Raw genomic sequence first — 21,426 nt, forward strand, 5'->3', positions numbered from 1 at the left:
CAGAAATTTTGCTTCTTAGCATATAAAATCCAAACAGCCATAATAGCATGGTAGATAGCATTGCAACCATTGCCCCTAGCCAGTATGAATTATAAATGCCCCGTACACCCTTGATATAGAAAACCTCATAACCGTCCGACGCCGCAGGAATCAAAGCATATCCGAGGAACAGGGTGACACCCATAATCAACAGGAACGTGTATCTTCTGATCTCTTGGATTACATTTCCTTTGAGTAAGTACAAATAGTTACTTCTCATGATATCGCTCCTAAAGCGGCTACAGAATACAAATAAGCATCCTCTAGTGAAGGTGGCAATGGTACTGCATTCGCGCCGGGACGGGCATCCGAAACAATACGAACATGCACACCATCATGTCGATGAATTGCACTGCTGACTGTATATTCCGCCTGTACCTCCTGCAAGCTCGTTGAGGGAATGACATAATCCCAGACCTTATGATCCACAGTTTGAATAAATTGTTCCGGTGTTGTATAGGTAATGAGGCGTCCCTCGGACATAACCGCAATGTTCGGGGCAATTGATTCGATATCCGTCACAATATGAGTCGATAAAATGACAATACGGTTTGAGGATTGAGAGGATAATAGATTTCTGAAATTAATCCGTTCCTCAGGGTCCAAGCCAACTGTTGGTTCATCGACAATCAACAGGGAAGGATCATTTAACAAGGATTGTGCAATCCCTACTCGCTGTTTCATCCCACCTGAAAATCCACCCAACAAGCGCTTTCGTACATGAGAAAGATTGAGGGCTTCCAAAAGTTCATCAATCCGTTTCTTAGCCGACTTCATAGTCAAGCCCTTCATTGCTGCTATATATTCTAAAAATTCCACAGGGTTCATATTGGGGTATACACCAAAGTCCTGGGGTAAGTACCCTAATTCACCCCTCAATTCATCAGGATTTTTAGAAATGTCCACGTTATTCCAACTAACAGTTCCCTTGGTTGGCTTCTCAATAGTAGCTAGTATACGCATAAGTGTCGATTTGCCTGCTCCATTAGGACCAAGCAATCCCAATACTCCTGGCTTTAAATGTAGAGTCATATCTTTTAATGCTTGCTTAGAGCCATAGGTTTTAGTAACATGATCCATAGTTAATTCCATTCTAATACCCCCACTACACTCCAAAGTTTGATCATCCCTAGAAGACAGCTTCTCCCTCAGGTAACTCAAGCATACCGTACGTGTTTAAAAAAATAGTAAAATCCTAGATATATTTATATATTTTTTGTATTCGTGTGGATTCACACAACTATATTCCCTTATAGCATCGCTACCCTTTACAGCTCATCGTAAGGTGTGCTCCATCTCCATAATCGCACTTTTCAGTTGAGTCTGCGGATATTGCAGCATGTTGCCGTGACCGACAGCCAATAAAGACGGATTGAAATGCGCGAGCTTCTTGGCGCTTTCCAGTGAGCTTTCCTTGTTCCAGGTAGCCAGTGCCGGGAAAGGAAACAGCGGCTTGAGCTTCCCTGACACCGCAACACCGCCTCGGACCTGGAAGGCATCGCCTGCAATTAACGAGCGGGTGCGAGTGTCCAAAAACGCCATCGAGCCTGGCGTATGTCCCGGTGCGCTGATCGCCAGCAACGAACCTACATGATCCCCTTCTTGCAGCAGAACGTCAGGCTGTGTACGGATGTTTTTGGGCACACTGACCCGAATCCGAGTATTCGGTTCACCCGCATCCAGCGATACATCGCCCTTTAACAGCCGCGCATCCCGTCTGGAAATGAATACTTGTACTTAAACCTTTTCGCAGATATTCAGCAGCAAAAAGGCAGACCCGGAATAACAACCCTGGTCTGCCTCTCTCCAACTATGATGTGAATGCTCCTAAATCCATCAACCCTGCTGAATAGCCTCAGCAATGGGCGTGCTGCCTGACGCCAAATTAATTGCACGGTGATACGTCTGCCGTTCATCCAGTGTCGCTACTACCACTGCGGCTACATCCTCACGGGAAATGGTGCTGACAGAAGGAGCATCGCCCGCCAATCACCAGTACGTTCACCATATCCCTCCTGTATTCGCAGTCTCTCATCTACATTATACAGAAGTATTTTACCCGTATGGTTCAAGACGCAATCAGATCGGTACGATTAGTTTGTGAGATCAGGTATTGTCTTAAAGCTTGGCTTCCCGCTCCCAGCACTCCACTTGCTCTAGCCCCGGAATGCTATCTTTATAGAACACAGGGTCCTGACCCGCCTTTTTCTGTCGTGAATAATCCTTTAAAGCTGCAAAAGCGACTCGGGATAAAAGGGCAATGGCAATCAGATTGACAACGACCATCATCCCCATGAATAAATCGGCCATATCCCACACCAGTTGCACCTTAGCCACTGCTCCGAAAATTACCATACCAATCACGGCAACCCGATAAAGCCATACCCAGATTTTCTTCGATTTCATAAACTCGATGTTCGTTTCACCGTAATAGTAGTTACCGATCAATGTGCTAAAAGCGAACAAGAATACCATAATGGCAAGAAAACCGGACGCCCACGGGCCAATATGCACACTCAGAGCCGCCTGGGTCAGCTCAATCCCGCTAAGTCCCGGCTTCGTATACGCCCCGGATAACAAAATAATCATTGCCGTGCTCGTACAAATAATAAGCGTATCCGTCAACACTCCAAAAGCCTGAATCAAGCCTTGTTTGACCGGATGGCTGGTGTCTGCGGTAGCAGCCGCATTCGGTGCGCTCCCCATCCCTGCTTCATTGGAAAATAAACCACGCTTGATGCCGTGCATCAAGGCTGCCCCGATGGAGCCTCCCGCAACCTGCTCGAAACCGAACGCACTACGTACAATCAGGGACAACACCTGCGGTAATTGTTGAATATTAATGATCACAATAAACAGCGCAATTCCGATATACAGCACCGCCAGAACGACGACAATATATTCGGACATTTTGGCAATCCGCTTGACTCCTCCAAAAATAATGACCGCAAACACAGCACCCATAATCAGACCTACGATCAACCGATTCGTGCCGAAGGCATTTTCGAAAGCCAGCGTAATCGTATTGGACTGCACCGCGTTAAAGACCAAAACCAAAGCTCAGTGTAATCAGTATCGCAAAAACAATACCCATCCAACGCTTCTTCAATCCGATCTCCATGTAATATGCAGGACCACCGCGGAATCCATCTTTGTCCTTCACTTTATATACTTGGGCTAATGTACTTTCGACAAAGCTGGAGGCTGATCCGATAATCGCAATGATCCACATCCAGAACACCGCACCCGGCCCACCCAGCGCAATGGCAAGAGCAATCCCCGTAATGTTGCCCGTACCCACACGTGCCGCCATGCTGATACAAAATGCCTGAAAAGGCGAAATGCTGTCCTTGGAGCCGCGTTTTGACTCTTTTAGTACCCGGAACATGTCTCCGATCATTCGTATTTGCAGACCCTTAGTGCGGAACGTAAAAAATAGTCCCAATGCGATCAGCATGACAATTAACAACTTGGACCAGAAAAAGTCGTTAATTACACCGATCACATCCTGTAAAACCTGTTGCATCCACAAACCCCCTAATATCCTTTGTATCATTCCCTCTGTAGAACTGGTTCCAGCTCGGCCGTTTAACAGTATTTTTTGAGTATATCAATTTTTAGCCATACAGAACAGATAATTATACATTTTATTTTATAGAATCCATTAACAGGGAACCTTATAGGGTGTAAACCTCATGTTATACTCTTTTCTGCTGCACACGCAAACCTGCAAAAAAAAGGATTCATCATGACTTCAATACTCCGATCCACTTCTACGGGTAAACCAAAGCCGCCCTTATTTCCATTTTAGCTAATCCTGTTAGTCTATACAAAGGAGATGTTGGTTGCAAACATTTCAGCTATTACTGATATAATAAACGAATAAGATCATAGAGCGGGTCTGACCACTTTTACGATCCCATGCAAAGGAGACAGCTAAATCTATGGAATCGAAGTCACTTCCAGCCATTGAGTTTAAGAACATCACCAAATATTTCACCGGGTCTGAACGGCAACGTGCTGTCCTGAACGGAATTTCGGCAAAAGTCTCTCCCGGCAAAATCACCACGCTGGTCGGCCCGTCCGGGTCTGGTAAAAGCACGCTGCTTTCACTATGTAATCTTCTGCTGACGCCGGATGAAGGAGAAATCAGCGTATTCGGCAAGCCTGTATCCGAGTGGGACATCCCTGAACTGAGACGGAAGGTCGCGCTGGTTTTTCAGGATGCCCCCATGCTGCAAGGAACCGTCCTGTACAATCTCCAAACCGCAGAACGGCTGCACGGTACGGTACTGCATGATCCACCCGGCCTGTTAGAGCGTGTAGGACTCACCCGTGATCTACTGGAACAAAAGGCGCAGGAGCTATCCGGTGGTCAAAGACAGCGCTTGGCCTTGGCGCGGACGCTCGCGAATCGCCCGGATATTTTACTGTTGGATGAGATTACTTCTGCACTGGACCCGGCCTCGGTCAAAGAGGTAGAGGAGCTGCTGCTTCAAATGAACAAAGAAGAGGGAACGACGATGATCTGGATTACGCATCATATGGAACAAGCCCGCAGGGTGGGCCACGAAACATGGCTGATGATCGACGGAAAGCTCGTGGAGCAAGCGGATACCGAGGCTTTTTTCCATGCACCACAGCACAATGAAACTCGCAGGTTCATAGCAGGAGAATGGGTATGACGATTGTTGCCCTGATTCTTTCTCTCGGTTTTGTGTTCATCGCCATCGTCATGTCCAAATCCTTCAAGCTTGGTTTGGATCGGGATATTATTATCGCCACGATCAGAGCATCGGTTCAGTTGCTGGCTATCGGTTATGTATTACATTTAATTTTCGGGATGCAGAGCTACGGATTTATCGTATTGTTCATTCTGCTCATGATCACCGTAGCCTCCCAAAATGTGGCACGCAAAGGACGATTTATTCCCGGTCTCATGTGGAAATCATTCCTGACGCTGCTGTGTGTGGAAATCGTTACACAGGCATTCCTGATTAGCCTGCATATCATTCCGGCGACAGCCCGGTATATGATTACGATTAGCGGCATGATCATTGGCAGTTCCATGATTTTGTCCAGCCTGCTGGTGTCCCGCCTCAAGTCGGAGGTCCTGCTGCGTAAGCCTGAAATCATGCTCATCCTGGCACTAGGCGGCACACCGAGACAAGCCATTTTCCCCATACTCAAGGATTGCATACGTTCCAGTATGATTCCAACTATTGAGGGACAGAAAACGCTGGGGCTGGTCCAGCTTCCCGGCATGATGACCGGGCAGATTATCGCAGGAGCCAATCCCATTGCCGCCGTCCGTTTGCAGTTGCTGATCGTATTTACCACCATGACCTCTGCCATTCTGACCAGCGTGCTGCTCAGCCTGTTCATTTATCCGGCATTATTCACCCGCCAGCAGCAGCTTCGCACAGAAGCATGGGAGCGCTAATCCCTATCAAACTCCGTCGCAAAGGCCTTGAAATCCACAGACATGGAGTTTATATCGTTTTATTGTGCAAAAGTCTATCTGCCAGATGATCGGCAGGTAGGCTTTTTGGTGTATATTCTGGTCCCTGCACGAAAAAAAATACTGTGATTTATATCATTAGGCTTACAATATACATATATAGATTAAACATCGATCTAAGAGAGGTCATAGAAACAAGTCATCTAACAACATACAAAGGAGATAAAAAGATGAACCATCGTTTATTAATCCAAAACGGCTGTGTACTCACGCTCGATAAGACAATGGGTGATTTTAAGAAAGCGGATATTCTCATTGAGGGGAAAAAAATTGTCGCTGTTCAACCGGAGCTAGAAGCATCCGATTGTGAAGTTGTTGACGCTACAAATATGATCGTTATGCCGGGATTCGTGGATACACATCGCCACACCTGGGAATCTGTCGTTCGTAATGTAGGTGCCGATTGGTCGCTCGAAAAGTACCTGGGGCGTATGTACTATGGGAATATTGGAGCTAAATTACGTCCGCAGGATGGATATGTAGCCAATCTGCTGGGTGCGCTGGAAGCGTTGGATGCAGGGGTTACCACGCTACTGGATTGGTCGATGATTAATTCACCCGATCATACGGATGAGCTGATCCGGGGCTTGCAAGAATCGGGAACACGAGCGGTCTTTGCCCACGGAGTTCCTGGTGACGGCGAATATTGGTCCAGAGAAAGCCAGATACGACAATCCGATGACAGCAGACGGGTGAAGAAGCAGTATTTCTCATCAGATGACCAGTTGCTTACCATGGGGTTAGCCATAAGAGGACCAGAATTTAGCGCATGGGAAACAGCAGTCGATGAGATTCGATTCGCTCGTGAGCTCGGTGTGCTGTGTACAATGCATTTAGGGTTTGGGACATGGGGTTCGGTGGATCGATCGATTGAAAAATTGCATAAGGCTGGACTGCTCGGATCGGACCTTAACTTTGCCCATGCCAATACACTCAGCTATGAGGAGTATAAGCTAATCGCAGATTCGGGCGCCTCCATTTCCGTTACTCCAGAAATCGAAATGATGATGGGACATGGCTATCCGGCTACAGGGTTATTTATGGAGAACGGAGGAAGACCCTCATTAGGAGTCGATGTCGTAGTATCGACCGGTGGAGACATGTTTGCGCAAATGAAGTTCGCCTTGCAAGCAGAACGCTCCAGAATCAATGGAAAGATTTTATCCACAGGAGAAATGCCGATGGAACTCACAATTTCAGCACGGGACATTTTAGAATTCGCGACGATTGACGGTGCCCGAGCATTGGGACTGGATCATAAGATCGGTACGTTAACACCGGGAAAAGAAGCCGATCTGATTATGATCCGCACCAACGATCTGAATATGTTTCCGGTAAACAATCCAATCGGTGCTGTTGTGCAATGTGCAAACACGAGCAACGTCGATTCCGTGTTTGTGGCTGGGCAAGCTGTCAAACGGAACGGGAAAATGCTGCATGTAGACATCCAACGTTTGCGCAAGTTAGCCAATGAGTCTAGAGATTATATTTTTTCACAATACGGGGTGCCTGAAGAAGCATGGCCAATCTGATTTGCTGTAGGGTACCATGCAACTCAAGTCAAATATTCCTGCATTCCGCTTGTTAAGATGGAGTTGATTGGAATCTGGGATACCTCTTCTCGAAACTACGGTGATTTCTGGAGAAACGGTCATAATTGTGATGAAATTTGCGGAACACTGGAAAGCATGTCTCATCTCAAGCTACCCGAACAATTGGGTCAAACCGCAGGCTGGTTCTATCAGGATAGTCAGAAGGGCTATTTCTATGGAATACCGGTTGCCGCTGATTACGCTGGAGAGATTCCAGCAGGAATGGAGTGCCGGAGCATTCCCGAATCAGATTATCTGGTGTTTTTTCACCCGCTCTTCAATTATTTAAAAAACAATGGAGAGGTTATGAGAATTGTGGAGGAAAAGGCTTGGAACTTTGAACCTGCCAGCATGGGATATGAATGGGATGAGGAAACAAAGCAGGATTATCAGCGACATTTTCCGGAGGGATACGGCTACGCAGTGTATAGTAGCAAACGGTTCACTCATGATAAATATCCTGTTCATTGATTCGTTCAACTTCACCATTACTGTACTCTTTAACAAACTGACCATCCGGCGTTTTATAGACAATATAGGTGCCATTTGCTTTAGCGTCCAGTTTAGCTCTATCCCCAGTTAGTTTGATTAACTTGCCCAGGTCATGTACACGATTCATTCCGTCATCACCATCCAATTCAAATCATATATCGAAGGTATATCATAAATCGGAAAGCGTTAGAGAACTCATTCTCGCTACCACCAATAACTAAAGAAATTAGTGGTACCAAAAACACGCTATTCCAAACCTTATAGCTTCTCCTATTCATGAATCACTCACTTCCTCGCCTGTGGATTTGAGTTTACAACCCTCCTTGTAGCATACCCATCCTGTTGATGCGAAAAGTATACTGTAAATTTAAGACCATCCCATCATACAATATACATATACAGGTTAAATGACCAATAAGGATAAAATTTTATCCATTCTCTAGTCACCCTACGTATGGATTATGGGAGGTTTCTACCAATGTTGATTACAAAGAATAAAACGGCAGCGTTTGTTTTAAGAATTATATTTTTTTCGCTGATTTTCGGATGGATTTATTATTATTCAGGATATCACTCGTCTGAAATCGCTAAATTAGTTAACATTACAGATGATTACTTGGTCATACAGAGAGATGCCTTTAACGGAGGAGGATATAAAGAATTATATATTTCCTCAAAGTCTGTGATCCCTCCTCTGGTTGTAGGCAAACCATATTTTTTCGTGTCTGATCAAAGATACTTCCAACACCCATATATCCGTTATGTAGAGGAGTAGAACAGAACAAGACAAAAGAAACATGCGACTAGCCCTCGCCTTTTGTCTGTTCTATTGTTTTGTTAATGTAGAGATTTCCTTGGAGGTATGGTTAATGAAGTCATTTCGGTTTTGGTTATTCCTAATTTCACTTTTAGTCATTGTTGTCAATATCTCAGGGTATGACGACTATAATATGCTATTGGCTATCATTAGCCCATTGGTTTGGCTTTACGAATCATTCCAATTTGTGCGAAAAGCAGACATCCCGATAGCCGTCGTTTACTTCACTACACTGGTTTTTTGGTATCTTATTGGATACGTTGTGGATCGTCTGGTTAAAAATTCGAAAAATTAAAATGTTCCTCTAAATTGTCGTCTACTTTGTCAGGCTCGTACTCGACTGTTTTATAGTCAGGTGATGAGGGAATCATATTGACCACAACGTTCCTCATTTTCAACTTGTACGTTCCTTCTTCAAAGGCAAGAATATACTCGATGGGGGGGTAATTCCATATCCGCATACTTCGTTATCGACGAAACGACAATCTTAGAAGGGTCAGAATCATTTACAGACATGATGCGATAGTCTATCGGTGTTCCTTGGGCTTTTAAAAAATTTAGCCGTGCCCGTTCTGTTTTAAATCGATAATCATCAGACAATGAAAGCATCTTGTCGTAATCACGACTCATAGAAGCATTCATATATAACAAAACCTCCCTTGTTGTGAATTTTACCATCCATGTTTGAAAGCTTACAAAAAAGGCGCTCACGTTTTCTCCTCAAAGACGTGTATCTCAGCTTAAAAAGCTACTGTAAAACGCAGCATAACCTCTTGTAAAACCCTGTTCATTTAAATCCAAAGCCATTCTTATCATATAATTTTATTTTAACGTTAATACTCACTGAATACCTTTGTTACCTTATGTAATACCGTCTTCCCATCCTGTAAACTAAGTTCCATCAAGCGATAACCGCTGGATCATAGAGAGGATGAGGTATTCATGGGTGTGGAAAATAGAACTTTTGCGATACAAGATGGTCTGGACGGACGTGTGAATACTGTCATAGATCAAACCCTTGCCGAGAAGCGCCTGGTTGGCGCAGTCGTCATGATATATATGGATGGTTCACCTGTGTACGTCCGTGCGGCGGGACTGGCTGATCGAGAAGAACATCGTCTTATGCACGAGGATGCTTTATTTCGGCTCTCTTCTGTGTCCAAGCCGATTGTATCTACTGCGGCCTTGGTTTTGGCAGCCCAAGGGCTGATTGGACTCGATGAATCTATTGAACGCTGGTTGCCGGACTTTCGCCCCCGCTTGATCAGCGGCGAGCAGCCATCCATTACAGTACGCCAATTGCTCACACATACTGCCGGGTTGACCTACGGCTTTTTAGAGGAAGAAGGCGGCGGCCCTTATCATCGTGCAGGCGTTTCAGATGGCATGGATTTTTCAAATCTTACGCTTGAAGAGAACTTGCAACGTTTGGCTTCCGTGCCTCTGTTGTATACACCGGGTAAAGCATGGGGCTATTCCATTGCCACCGATGTACTCGGTGCTATCATTAGTCGCGTATGCGGCACGACCCTTGAGCAGGCTGTTAAAAAGCTCGTTACAGACCCCCTCGGTTTGCAAGACACTAGCTTCACGGTTGCTGATCCCGAACGACTTGCCGCCGCTTATGTCAACGATACTCTGGAACCCCGCCGGATGCGTGAGGTTGAGGTTGCGCAGGTGTTTGAAGGCACAGCGGGACTTCGTTTTCAGCCTGCACGCGCCTTTGATCCGACGGCTTTCCACTCTGGCGGCTCGGGTATGATTGGCAGCGCAAAAGACTTTATGCGACTACTGGAAACACTGCGAAACGGTGGCAATCCATTACTTTCTGAGGAATGGGTACGTGAAATGGGCACCATCCAGACCGGGAATCTCTCCTTGGCAGGCTGGCCGGGACGGGGCTTCGGACTGGGGTTCACTGTACTCCAAAATCCCGACGAAGGCGAAACAGCAGAATCCCCCGGAACGTGGCGCCTCGGAGGAGCTTATGGTCATTCATGGTTCGTTGATCCCGCGCAAAAACTCAGCGTTGTCGCCTTTACCAATACAGCATTTGAAGGGATGTCGGGTCCGTTTACAACCGAGCTTTGCCAAGCCATTTACGGTAGCTCAAATAGGGTCTAATAAAGCGGGAGTTACATGTTTAAGCTCTACAGGCGAGGATAAGACAATTAACGTGGTAGAGTGACCGTGCTTTCCGCACTCATCCCCGAATTGCTCCAGCTTAAACATGGATTCGACCATAACCTTAAGTAAATAATTTTGCTCACCGCTGATTCGATGACACTCAATGACCTCAGGTGCAGATTGACAAAACTCAACAAATGAATTGCATTGATTCGTATGCACGAGCACATGGGCCATGATCGGCTTTCCGACTTTCTCATGTGAAACCATGGCACGATACCCGGTGATGATACCTTTATCCTCCATGCGCCGCACTCTCTCCGTTACGGCAGGCTGGGAAAGTCCAACCTCTTTACCCAGCTCGGTCATGGAGATACGCGCCTGGTTTTGTAGACATAGCAAAATTTTATGGTCTACTTGGTCCATAGGTAACCCTCTCCTTAAATACAAGGTCATATTGCATATATGCCTTAATTTTTATAATCTATTCAAATAATCGTTTTAAATTTTATTGTACACTCGGATATTATCATGTAAAGCCATGACCGTAAAGAGAGCTGCTATGGAGAAGATGTGATATCCCATGGCAAAAGAAAACCGGCTAACACTTTGTATATGTGTTAGACCGGTTTTTTGTTTAACCATTGGTTTTCCTGCCTGTTGGTTGCGTGTGGCTTGGCTTAGATCAGCGTGTAGCCGCCGTCTGGGAACAGCACACTTCCGGTGGTAAACTTGTTCGTCATCAGATACAGCACGGTATGCGCGATTTCCTCGTTATACCCCACCCGATGGAGCAAGGTTACTTCCTTGTATTCCTCAAAAGCCTGCGCCCGCTGCTCACCCTCGGGGCCGTCTCTCCAGATCGTGCCGGGGGACACGACATTGACCCGTACCGGAGCCAATTCTACCGCCAAAGCCTTGCCCAAGCTTTCGATTGCGCCGTTAGCCGCCCCATATGTAGCGCCAAAGCCCATCGGCCGTTGGCTGAAAGCCCCGGACATGAGGACGATCGAGCCTTCCTTGGAAATATGCGGTACCGCATGCTTCGCAGCGAAATATTGCGGCCAGAATTTCCCCTCAAACGGCGTCTTCGCCTTTTCCGTATCCATCGTGATCGGACCGCGCGTGTAGCTCGCGCCTGGTGTAAACAGATGGTCGAATGCTCCGACCTTTTCAAAAAATGCCTGCACTTCCTCCTCCTTCTGATTATTCAGTTGGAAGGTTTCCACCGACTCAGCAGGGATAACCTTCTTCGCCTGCTCCAGTTTCTCCGCAGAACGTCCAGCGATAACGATACTCGCTCCCTGCTTTGCTGCTTCTATCGCTGTTGCCAGCCCTATACCTGCACTGCCGCCAATGACGACGACACGTTTATGATGTAAATTCATATAATTCTCAGCTCCTTTGTATGGATTATATCATAACTATTTTATGAATATACATAATTTTATTCGGATGAGCTTTCCTGCACCGTGCTTTTGCGGTAGGATGTCGGCGACTGACCCGACCAACGCTTGAATTGTCTGCTAAAATGCGCAATATCTCCGTAGCCGAGCACGTCAGCAATTTGCTGCACTGACCATTGCGGATCAGCCAACAGCAGTTTGGCTTCATGCAGGACAAGCCCGGATAGATATACACGGGGAGATACGCCGAAAACACTCCTGAATACACGGTTACAATGGGATACACTGATGCCCAGTTCGGATGAGATCCCCTCGATCCCATCATGCTTTTCCACAGAGTCGATCTGTCCAAAATGCTGATTCACTCTGCCCTGAAGGCGGCCGGCAATCTGATAGGCAAGCTCTGCCTGCACGTATCCGCGCCCCGGCAGATGTGCCGCTTCGCTGGACACCGCCTCCCACAACGTAGCGAACAGCTCAAACACGGCAGATTGTATCCGCATACGCTTCGCCACCGAATCCCCTGCTTTTTCGGCATCCGGCGTGGAGAGGTCGAGCAGCTTATCCAGCGCTGGTCCCATCTGCCTCGCTACCGCACCTTCGGCTGAAAACAGCACTTGCTCCAGACGACTCAGCAACGAAAGAAACAACTTGTCATCAATGTCGAAATGCATGCAAAAATACGTAAAGCCTTCCCCGCTGCTGTGGCTGGAGTGAACGATTCCTGGTCGAAGAAGCACCAGATCCCCCTGCCGCTGTGTATAGCTGCGACCATCCACGACCATGACCTGTTCTCCCGCAAGCACGATGTTAATCTCATATTGAGGATGCTCATGTGGCGGATAGCTCCAGTCCCCTCCGACACTTCGCGTATGAATGGCAAACAGATTGACCGTCGTTCGCACATCGGGAAAAAAGAATTCCTCTCCAGCAGCCGTAAGGTCTGGATGGTCTGGGCGATTCGGTAAACGTAGTGACGACATGTTTTCCCTCCTTGCGTGCATAGGGTTTTACTCCAGTATATCGTTTTTGGCGCGATTTGGGTAAATTACTGCGCGATTTGACAATGGTTCCTCCGAGCGTAGCATGCTAGGCTCTATATGAGATCAAGTGGGTATAGCATATGGCGAATATATGAGCATGCTGCAAAATACTTTTGTATATGTAAGTCATTCATTATTTTGAAAGGGGTTTCATGATATGACGAAAAATATATTTTATAACACGCAACACTCACCTATCGGGGCCTTTTCCAGCTTTACGCTCGGGTTCAAAGGCAATCGGGGTGGACTCGGCTTGGAGCTAGGCAAGCCAGCGGATGAAAATGTATATATCGGGCTGCAATCCAGAGACGGTGGGATATATGAGGCGCTTCCCTTTTTTGCAGCCGCACAGGACGAAAGCGCCCGATACGATGTGGAGAAAAAGGATAAACAAACGGAGCCGCAGCTCGTTGCCTTTGCCGATCAAGACATTACCCGTGAACTGAAAGCGGGCACGGATACATGGAGAGCTGGAGATTTGACGTTCCGGCTGTATTCTCCTGTCCGTCCGGTGCCGGAGCCGGGGAAAGCGGATGTGGAGGAGCTGCGGGCAGCGCTGGTTCCGGCGGTATTTGCCGAGCTTACGGTCGATAATACGCAGGGAACGGCTGCGCGGAGAGCTTTTTTCGGCTATCAGGGCAGTGATCCGTACAGCGGCATACGCATTGTAGGAGAAGACCCGCGCAGGGACGCTGTGGATTCTCCCCACTCGCAAAGACTCACGGGCGTTGGCCAAGGTCGCAGCACAGCTATTGTGACCCATAGCAGCGAAGCGATACCTGCAAGTGGATTTGCAATGGAGACCCTGCTTGGGGAGAGCATGAACGAGAATTTATCCTTTGGCCTGGGCATGACGGGTGCGCTTCTCATGGACGTTCCCGCAGGCGAAAAGCGCACGTATTCCTTCGCCATATGCTTCTATCGCGGCGGTATCGTGACGACAGGCATCGAAGCGACGTATTACTACACTCGTCTATTCAAGGATATTGAAGACGTGGCGAGCTATGCTTTGGAGCATTTTACAGACCTGACCGCAGCCTGTATTCAAGCTAATCGCTGGATGGAGTCGGCAAGCTTGAGCCCGGATCAGGATTTTATGCTCGCGCAGGCGATTCACAGCTATTACGGCAGCACCCAGTTGCTCAATCAGCAAGCGGATGGGGAACCGATCTGGATTGTGAACGAAGGCGAGTATCGGATGATGAATACGCTCGATCTGACAGCGGATCAGCTCTACTATGAATTAATTTTGAACCCGTGGACGGTACGCAACGAGCTGGAGTGGTTCGTCAAACGGTACAGCTACCGGGATGAGGTACGGTTTCCAGCAGACGAACAAACCTATCCGGGCGGCATCACGTTTACGCATGATATGGGCGTGGCAAATGTGTTCTCCCGTCCGGGGTACTCCTGTTATGAGCTGGCAGGGATTGACGGCTGCTTTTCTTATATGAGCCACGAAGAGCTGGTGAACTGGCTATGCTGTGCCACGGTATATATCGAACAGACGCAGGATCAGGCGTTTACGACACGTATGCTGCCTATCTTGTGTGAATGCTTTGATAGCATGCTACAGCGGGATCATCCAGACCCGGCACAGCGAAACGGCTTAATGGGACTGGACAGCTCCAGAACCCTTGGAGGCGCGGAAATTACGACCTACGATAGTCTGGACGTCTCCTTGGGCCAGTCCCGCAACAATATTTATTTGGGCGGCAAATGCTGGGCGGTATATATTGCGCTGGAGAAGCTATTTGCCTCAGAAGGGATCGACTCGCTTGCACGGGAAGCAGGCTTACAGGCAGACAAATGCGCAGCGGCGATCACAGCGCAAATGACAGACAAGGGCTATATTCCGGCCGTCATTCAGGAGGGCAATGATTCGCAGATTATCCCTGCGATTGAGGGTTTGATCTTCCCTTACTTTACAGGCTGTGAAGATGCGCTTAAGCTGGATGGACGGTTTGGCGGGTATATACAAGCGCTGCGACGCCATTTGGAAACCGTACTGGTACCAGGTGTCTGCCTGTTCGAAAATGGGGGCTGGAAGCTGTCGTCGACCAGTAACAACTCTTGGCTGAGTAAAATCTATCTGTCCCAGTTTATTGCCCGCGAGCTGCTGGAGCTACCTTGGGAGGAAACGGGGCAAGCCGCGGATGCTGCCCACGTCTCATGGCTCCTGCACCCTGAGGAATCCTATTGGTGCTGGAGCGACCAAATGCTCTCTGGCATAGCCCATGGCAGCAAATATTATCCGCGTGGAGTTACCGCTATTTTGTGGCTGTATGAAGGCAAGGGCAACCGCCTGGTTCTTCCCCAGCACATGAGTCTGGATCAGAAGCAGCATGCCTGACACTAACCTTCATCTGTCCAAAAGGAGGCCCCAAATATGAGCAAGCGTAGGGATATGCCAAAAGAGAGCGGCTATGACGCTTGGCTACATTATCACCGCAATCGTAAGGTGGAGAGCTTGCCCGCTTGGTGCAAGCTCATCGTAGTTCAAGAGACAGATGAAGTGCTTCACACGGCTGCGAGTGAGCTTCAGCACGGATTGACCTCCCTGTTTGGACAGCAGCCGAAGATCAGTACCGTTCCTGTGAATGCACCATTCATTGTGCTAGGTACATTCAGAGAGCACCCGTTGGCGGCAGAACGATTTAGCGAAGAAGAACAGGCAGATGTGAGCGCAGAAGGCTACCGAATTCGCGGGATGGAGATTCCACACCCGGCACATTCAGCTTCGTATGATAACGACGATAACAAGGGAGCGTACGTCACGATCGCCGGGCAGACCAGCAAAGGCATATTATATGGGGTTTTTCATCTGCTGCGCTGGTTGCAAGGAGGACTGGATGATAAGCTGAAGCCCGTCACCGAATCCTTGCACGCCCCTCTTCTGGATGTGTTGTCCAATCCGGCTAATCCGATCCGCATGATTAACCACTGGGATAACATGGACGGTAGTGTGGAACGTGGATATGCGGGAGCATCCATTTTTTTCGAAAATAATGCCTTTACTACAAATATGGACCGTCTTCGAGACTACGCTCGTCTACTTGCCTCTGTTGGCATTCAGGCGCTATCCATTAACAATGTGAATGTCCATCACGTGGAAACCGAGCTGATTACAGACACATTTCTACCGGATGTAGCCAGAGTGGCTGCGATATTTCGCGCCTATGGCATCCAAATCTATTTGAGCATTAATTATGCCAGCCCTATTCAGCTCGGCGGGCTAACCACCGCCGATCCTCTGGACCCTGGCGTAGCTGAATGGTGGCAGGCCAAAGCCCGGGAAGTTTACTCCACCGTTCCTGATCTGGGCGGCTTCGTGGTAAAAGCCGATTCCGAGAATCGGCCCGGGCCGTTCAGCTACGGGCGACATCACGCCGATGGAGCCAATATGCTGGCTGATGCGTTGCGGCCCTATGGCGGACGGGTGATTTGGCGCTGCTTTGTCTATGACTGCAAGCAGGACTGGCGTGACCGCAAGACGGATCGGGCTCGCGCGGCCTTTGACCATTTTAAGCCACTGGATGGGCTGTTTCGGGATAATGTCATTTTACAGATTAAAAATGGCCCCATGGATTTTCAGGTGCGGGAGCCTGTCTCTCCCCTGTTTGGTGCGCTGGAAGCTACCCAAGTACTACTGGAATTTCAGATTGCACAGGAGTATACGGGACAGCAGCGGCATCTGTGTTACCTTGTTCCGCAATGGAAGGAGGTACTGGATTTTGACACCTGTGCACAGGGAAAAGGCTCCACCATCAAGCGCATCGTGAGCGGCGCTCTGCATAGCAGGAGCGATTCTGCCTCCCCTTCTCCCAAACACACCAACTATGGGATCGCTGCTGTATCCAATATTGGAGCGGACACCAATTGGACCGGACATTTGCTCGCCCAGTCCAATCTTTACGGCTACGGTCGGTTGGCATGGGACCCGGAGCTATCCGCAGGTGAAATCGCTGATGAGTGGGTTCGGCTGACGTTTGGCGGACAAGGAAAAAGTGACAGCGGTACAGATTTCATTCCTGCTATTAAGCAAATGCTGCTCGATTCATGGAATATCTACGAGTCCTACACCGCCCCGCTTGGGGTCGGCTGGATGGTCAGCCCCGGTCACCACTATGGGCCGGATGTAGACGGCTACGAATATTCGATGTGGGGCACCTATCATTTTGCTGATTGCCGTGGCATCGGGGTGGATCGCACGACCGCGACTGGAACGGGCTATGCAGGACAATATTTTTCTCCCCATGCCGATAGCTACGAATCTACTGAAACCTGCCCAGATGAGCTACTATTATTCTTTCATCATGTTCCTTATACGCACACGCTCCACTCTGGTCAAACCGTCATTCAACACATTTATGATACACATTTTGATGGTGCAGACCGTGCGGTTGGCCTCAGAGACACTTGGATTAGTCTGCGGGATCATCTGGATGAAGCGATCTATGAACAGGTGCTGGAGCGGCTAGAGCATCAGGCTGAGCACGCCAAGGAATGGCGGGACCGGATTAACACATACTTTTACCGCAAAAGTGGAATTGTGGACCAAAAGAATCGCCCTATTTATTAATTTACTTTCCTCTATGCTGGAATTTACTACCCGTACACCACTAAAAGGCATGCGTCTGATTCAGACTTATGCCTTATTTTTTTGCCTGGACTCGTTTTAAGCACACGGTTGCCAACTAGAAATGTCATATTTCTCCACCCCGAGTGTGCAATAAATTCTTCTTTTTATGCAACCGCTTGCTTTATAATCATTTTGTAAACGTTTACAGGATGTTATCGAAATAGACTATGCTTGGGGAGGATGATCGATTTGACCTTGTATCGAAGTCTATGGAACAAAGGGTGCCTGATTCTGCTTAGCCTTGTGCTGTCTCTGACCGCCTTCATTGGCTCACCCTCCAATACGGCAAGCGCTGCGGTTGCTGATGATTTTCAGGCTTCCGTCATGGGGCCGCTGGCGAAAATCAATGACTGGGGCGCATTCAAAAAGCAACTGCAAACGCTGAAAAGTAACGGTGTATATGCCATCACCACCGACGTCTGGTGGGGTTATGTGGAGAGCGCAGGAGATAACCAGTTCGATTGGAGCTACTACAAGACCTATGCAGATGCTGTGAAAGAAGTGGGACTGAAGTGGGTTCCCATCATTTCTACGCATAAGTGCGGCGGAAATGTGGGGGATGACTGCAACATCCCGCTCCCAAGCTGGCTGTCCAGCAAGGGCAGTGCAGATGAAATGCAGTTCAAGGACGAAAGCGGCTATGCCAATAACGAGGCCCTTTCGCCACTGTGGAGCGGAGCTGGCAAGCAATATGACGAGCTGTATGCCTCGTTCGCTGAAAATTTTGCCGGGTACAAAAGCATCATTCCCAAAATTTATTTAAGCGGTGGCCCTTCCGGTGAATTACGATACCCGTCCTACTATCCGGCGGCAGGATGGAGCTACCCGGCACGTGGCAAGTTCCAGGCCTATACCGAAACAGCCAAAAATGCGTTCCGCGCGGCCATGAATGAAAAGTATGGATCATTAGACAAGATTAATGCGGCTTGGGGTACCAAGCTAAGCAGCCTTAGCCAAATCAATCCGCCGAGTGACGGGGACGGATTTTACACGAACGGCGGGTATAATTCCACCTATGGTAAGGATTTCTTGTCGTGGTACCAAAGCGTGCTTGAAAATCATCTGGGCGTCATCGGAGCAGCTGCCCACAAAAACTTTGATTCTGTGTTCGGTGTCCGTATCGGAGCCAAGATTTCCGGCCTGCACTGGCAGATGAACAACCCTGCAATGCCTCACAGCACTGAGCATGCAGGTGGATATTATGATTACAATCGTCTCATACAGAAGTTCAAGGATGCTGATCTGGATTTGACCTTTACTGCACTGGAGATGAACGACAGTGGCACAGCACCAAATTATTCGTTGCCGTCCACACTGGTAGACACCGTCTCCTCGATCGCGAATGCCAAGGGCGTTCGCCTGAATGGTGAAAACGCGCTCCCAACAGGCGGCAGCGGCTTCCAGAAAATCGAAGAAAAAATTACGAAGTTTGGTTATCACGGCTTTACGCTATTGCGCATCAACAATCTCGTCAACAGCGACGGCTCACCAACCGGTGAACTGGATGGATTCAAACAGTATATTATCAGCAAGGCCAAGCCTGGTGATAACGGCGGCGGTACAGGTAACAAAGTAACCATATACTACAAAAAAGGCTTCAACTCGCCTTACATTCACTACCGCCCGGCTGGCGGAAACTGGACCGCCGTGCCTGGCGTGAAAATGCAGGATGCCGAGATTAGCGGCTATGCCAAAATCACCGTTGATATCGGCTCTGCTTCCCAATTGGAGGCTGCCTTTAATGATGGCAACAACAACTGGGACAGCAACAACACCAAAAACTACCTTTTCAGCACGGGCACTTCTACTTACACGCCAGGCGACACCAGTAAAGCAGGAACCATTACATCAGGTACTCCATCCGGTACCAACCCCGGTGAAGGCGGCGGTACTACCAACAAGGTAACTATTTACTACAAAAAAGGCTTCAATTCGCCTTACATTCACTACCGTCCGGCTGGCGGGAATTGGACTGCCGTACCCGGTGTGAAAATGCAGGATGCCGAGATTAGCGGCTATGCTAAAATTACTGTCGATATCGGTTCTGCCTCCCAATTGGAAGCCGCTTTTAATGACGGTAATAACAACTGGGATAGCAACAACACCAAAAACTACTTCTTCACCACAGGTACTTCTACCTACACGCCCGGCTCTAACGGAGCCGCAGGAACTGTCCAAACGGGGTCGCCTTCGGGCGGCTCTACTCCCACTGATCCAGAGAGCCCTTCCAATCCCACTCCCCTTAGCACAGACTGGAGCAAACAGAGCATTTACTTTATCATGACAGACCGTTTCAGCAACGGGGATACATCGAACGATAATTACGGGGGCTTCAACTCCAACAACAGCGACATGCGCAAGTGGCATGGGGGCGATTTTCAAGGCATTATCAACCAGCTCGATTATATTCAGAATATGGGTTTTACCGCCATCTGGATTACTCCGGTAACGATGCAAAAGAGCGAATTCGCTTACCACGGCTACCATACATATGATTTTTATGCGGTAGACGGGCATCTCGGTACAATGGACAAGTTCAAGGAGCTGATCCGTAAAGCGCACGACAAAAATATCGCTGTTATGCTGGACGTAGTTGTCAATCACACAGGCGATTTTCAACCGGCGAACGGCTTCGCCAAGGCCCCTTTTGACAAAGCAGACTGGTATCATCACAATGGCGACATCACTGGGGCAGATTACAGCTCCAACAACCAAACGAAAATCGAAAACGGAGACGTGGCCGGATTGGATGACCTGAATCAGGACAACCCTGCAACCGCAAACGAGCTCAAAAACTGGATCAAATGGCTGTTGAATGAGTCGGGGGTCGACGGACTGCGGGTAGACACCGCCAAGCATGTACCCAAAGGCTTTTTGAAGGATTTTGACCAAGCCGCCAACACTTTCACCATCGGTGAGATTTACAGTGGCGATCCCGCTTATGTAGGCGATTATACCCGGTATCTCGATGCTGCACTGGATTTTCCGATGTATTATACGATCAAGGATGTCTTCGGACGTGATCAATCCATGATCAAAATCAAGGAACGCTACTCGGATGATCGTTACTATCGCGATGCTCAGACCAACGGCGTATTTATCGACAATCATGATGTAAAACGTTTCCTCAACGAGGCCTCCGGCAAGCCTGGTGCCAGCTCTGACAAATGGCCCCAGCTCAAGGCCGCCTTGGGCTTTACTTTGACATCGCGCGGGATTCCAATCATTTATCAAGGCACCGAGCAAGGATTTAGCGGCGGAGATGATCCCGCCAACCGTGAAAACGTCGTGTTTAATGCTAATCACGAGCTGTACCAGTACATCGCCAAGCTGAACCGTGTACGCAACAGCCACCCTGCTCTGCAAAACGGTAGCCAAAAGGAAAAATGGGCGGACGACTCCTTTTACAGCTTCCAGCGCTCTAAAAACGGCGACGAGGCCATCGTACTGATCAACAACTCGTGGAGCAGTCAAACCCGCACGATCAGCAACTTTGATAACCTGTCCAACGGGACCCGTCTGACCAACCAGTTAAGCAACGACAGCATTCAGATCAATAACGGTTCGATCACCGTGACTCTCGCTCCGAAGGAGGTTAAAATTTTCACTAGATGAGTTACATCGATTATTCAAATGTGTTAATGGTAACAATTAATCCGATCAATGCTACTAATAGCATACCGAACATCATCATTAATATAAAACAAAACAGGCACCTGGAACGAAGTGTACGCTTCGTCAGGTGCC

At 48.4% G+C, this 21,426-nt stretch carries 15 protein-coding genes and 3 pseudogenes; 9 read left to right on the forward strand and 9 right to left on the reverse strand.

Annotated features, from left to right (window positions below; all coding sequences use genetic code 11):
* Nucleotides 1-255: 255 nt before the first annotated feature.
* The 4 genes and pseudogenes from HPL003_RS05910 to HPL003_RS05920 form a co-directional block, all read right to left on the reverse strand.
* Nucleotides 256-1,131, reverse strand: coding sequence for an ABC transporter ATP-binding protein (locus HPL003_RS05910; protein WP_014278716.1), 876 nt, complete (start codon nt 1,129-1,131; stop codon nt 256-258).
* Nucleotides 1,132-1,314: 183 nt separating this feature from the next.
* Nucleotides 1,315-1,773 (reverse strand): annotated as a pseudogene (locus tag HPL003_RS05915) (MBL fold metallo-hydrolase); the annotation flags it as partial.
* Between the two features lie 102 nt (nt 1,774-1,875).
* Nucleotides 1,876-2,028, reverse strand: coding sequence for a hypothetical protein (locus HPL003_RS28850; protein ID WP_014278718.1), 153 nt, complete (start codon nt 2,026-2,028; stop codon nt 1,876-1,878).
* Between the two features lie 129 nt (nt 2,029-2,157).
* Nucleotides 2,158-3,565: pseudogene (locus HPL003_RS05920) on the reverse strand (alanine/glycine:cation symporter family protein).
* Nucleotides 3,566-3,983: 418 nt separating this feature from the next.
* On the opposite strand from HPL003_RS05920, the gene HPL003_RS05925 reads away from it, so the two are divergent.
* From HPL003_RS05925 to HPL003_RS05940, 4 genes and pseudogenes are all read left to right on the forward strand, one after another.
* Nucleotides 3,984-4,724 (forward strand): ABC transporter ATP-binding protein, encoded by a 741-nt coding sequence (locus HPL003_RS05925; protein WP_014278719.1) that lies wholly within the window; start codon nt 3,984-3,986, stop codon nt 4,722-4,724.
* Nucleotides 4,721-5,482, forward strand: a complete 762-nt coding sequence (locus HPL003_RS05930) for an ABC transporter permease (protein ID WP_014278720.1) — start codon at nt 4,721-4,723, stop codon at nt 5,480-5,482. The genes HPL003_RS05925 and HPL003_RS05930 overlap by 4 nt, the downstream gene beginning before the upstream one ends.
* Before the next feature lie 248 nt (nt 5,483-5,730).
* A complete protein-coding gene (locus HPL003_RS05935) occupies nt 5,731-7,092 on the forward strand; it encodes an amidohydrolase family protein (protein WP_014278721.1) in 1,362 nt (453 codons plus the stop codon).
* A 24-nt stretch (nt 7,093-7,116) separates the two neighbouring features.
* A pseudogene (locus HPL003_RS05940) lies at nt 7,117-7,623 on the forward strand (AraC family transcriptional regulator); the annotation flags it as partial.
* Here the strand turns inward: HPL003_RS05940 and HPL003_RS29135 are convergent.
* Complete coding sequence (locus HPL003_RS29135; RefSeq protein ID WP_014278723.1) at nt 7,595-7,771, reverse strand: hypothetical protein; 177 nt, start codon at nt 7,769-7,771, stop codon at nt 7,595-7,597. The pseudogene HPL003_RS05940 and the gene HPL003_RS29135 overlap by 29 nt on opposite strands.
* Before the next feature lie 351 nt (nt 7,772-8,122).
* On the opposite strand from HPL003_RS29135, the gene HPL003_RS05945 reads away from it, so the two are divergent.
* Entirely contained in the window at nt 8,123-8,419 is a 297-nt protein-coding gene (locus HPL003_RS05945; protein ID WP_014278724.1) for a hypothetical protein, read from the forward strand.
* A gap of 456 nt (nt 8,420-8,875) precedes the next feature.
* Here the strand turns inward: HPL003_RS05945 and HPL003_RS29620 are convergent, their stop codons facing one another.
* A complete protein-coding gene (locus tag HPL003_RS29620) occupies nt 8,876-9,103 on the reverse strand; it encodes a hypothetical protein (protein ID WP_014278726.1) in 228 nt (75 codons plus the stop codon).
* Between the two features lie 300 nt (nt 9,104-9,403).
* Between HPL003_RS29620 and HPL003_RS05955 the strand changes: the two genes are divergently transcribed.
* Nucleotides 9,404-10,585: a serine hydrolase domain-containing protein gene (locus HPL003_RS05955; protein ID WP_014278727.1), complete on the forward strand. Its 1,182-nt coding sequence runs from the start codon at nt 9,404-9,406 to the stop codon at nt 10,583-10,585.
* On the opposite strand, the gene HPL003_RS05960 is transcribed toward HPL003_RS05955, so the two are convergent.
* From HPL003_RS05960 to HPL003_RS05970, 3 genes are all read right to left on the reverse strand, one after another.
* Nucleotides 10,571-11,014, reverse strand: coding sequence for an Lrp/AsnC family transcriptional regulator (locus HPL003_RS05960; RefSeq protein ID WP_014278728.1), 444 nt, complete (start codon nt 11,012-11,014; stop codon nt 10,571-10,573). The genes HPL003_RS05955 and HPL003_RS05960 overlap by 15 nt on opposite strands.
* A 254-nt stretch (nt 11,015-11,268) precedes the next feature.
* A complete protein-coding gene (locus tag HPL003_RS05965; protein WP_014278729.1) occupies nt 11,269-11,976 on the reverse strand; it encodes an SDR family oxidoreductase in 708 nt (235 codons plus the stop codon).
* A 59-nt stretch (nt 11,977-12,035) separates the two neighbouring features.
* On the reverse strand, nt 12,036-12,977 hold the full coding sequence (locus HPL003_RS05970) for an AraC family transcriptional regulator (RefSeq protein ID WP_014278730.1): 942 nt from the start codon (nt 12,975-12,977) through the stop codon (nt 12,036-12,038).
* A 217-nt stretch (nt 12,978-13,194) separates the two neighbouring features.
* Between HPL003_RS05970 and HPL003_RS05975 the strand changes: the two genes are divergently transcribed.
* From HPL003_RS05975 to HPL003_RS05985, 3 genes are all read left to right on the forward strand, one after another.
* Complete coding sequence (locus HPL003_RS05975) at nt 13,195-15,390, forward strand: glycoside hydrolase family 52 protein (protein ID WP_014278731.1); 2,196 nt, start codon at nt 13,195-13,197, stop codon at nt 15,388-15,390.
* 36 nt (nt 15,391-15,426) lie between these two features.
* Nucleotides 15,427-17,619: an alpha-glucuronidase family glycosyl hydrolase gene (locus tag HPL003_RS05980; protein ID WP_014278732.1), complete on the forward strand. Its 2,193-nt coding sequence runs from the start codon at nt 15,427-15,429 to the stop codon at nt 17,617-17,619.
* Between the two features lie 249 nt (nt 17,620-17,868).
* The gene (locus HPL003_RS05985) at nt 17,869-21,294 is read left to right on the forward strand and encodes a family 14 glycosylhydrolase (RefSeq protein WP_014278733.1); all 3,426 of its coding nucleotides are present in this window, start codon (nt 17,869-17,871) and stop codon (nt 21,292-21,294) included.
* The last annotated feature ends 132 nt before the right edge of the window (nt 21,295-21,426 follow it).

Origin of the sequence: Paenibacillus terrae HPL-003, from assembly GCF_000235585.1 — a bacterium.
In the GTDB taxonomy this organism is placed as follows: Bacteria; Bacillota; Bacilli; order Paenibacillales; family Paenibacillaceae; genus Paenibacillus; species Paenibacillus terrae_B.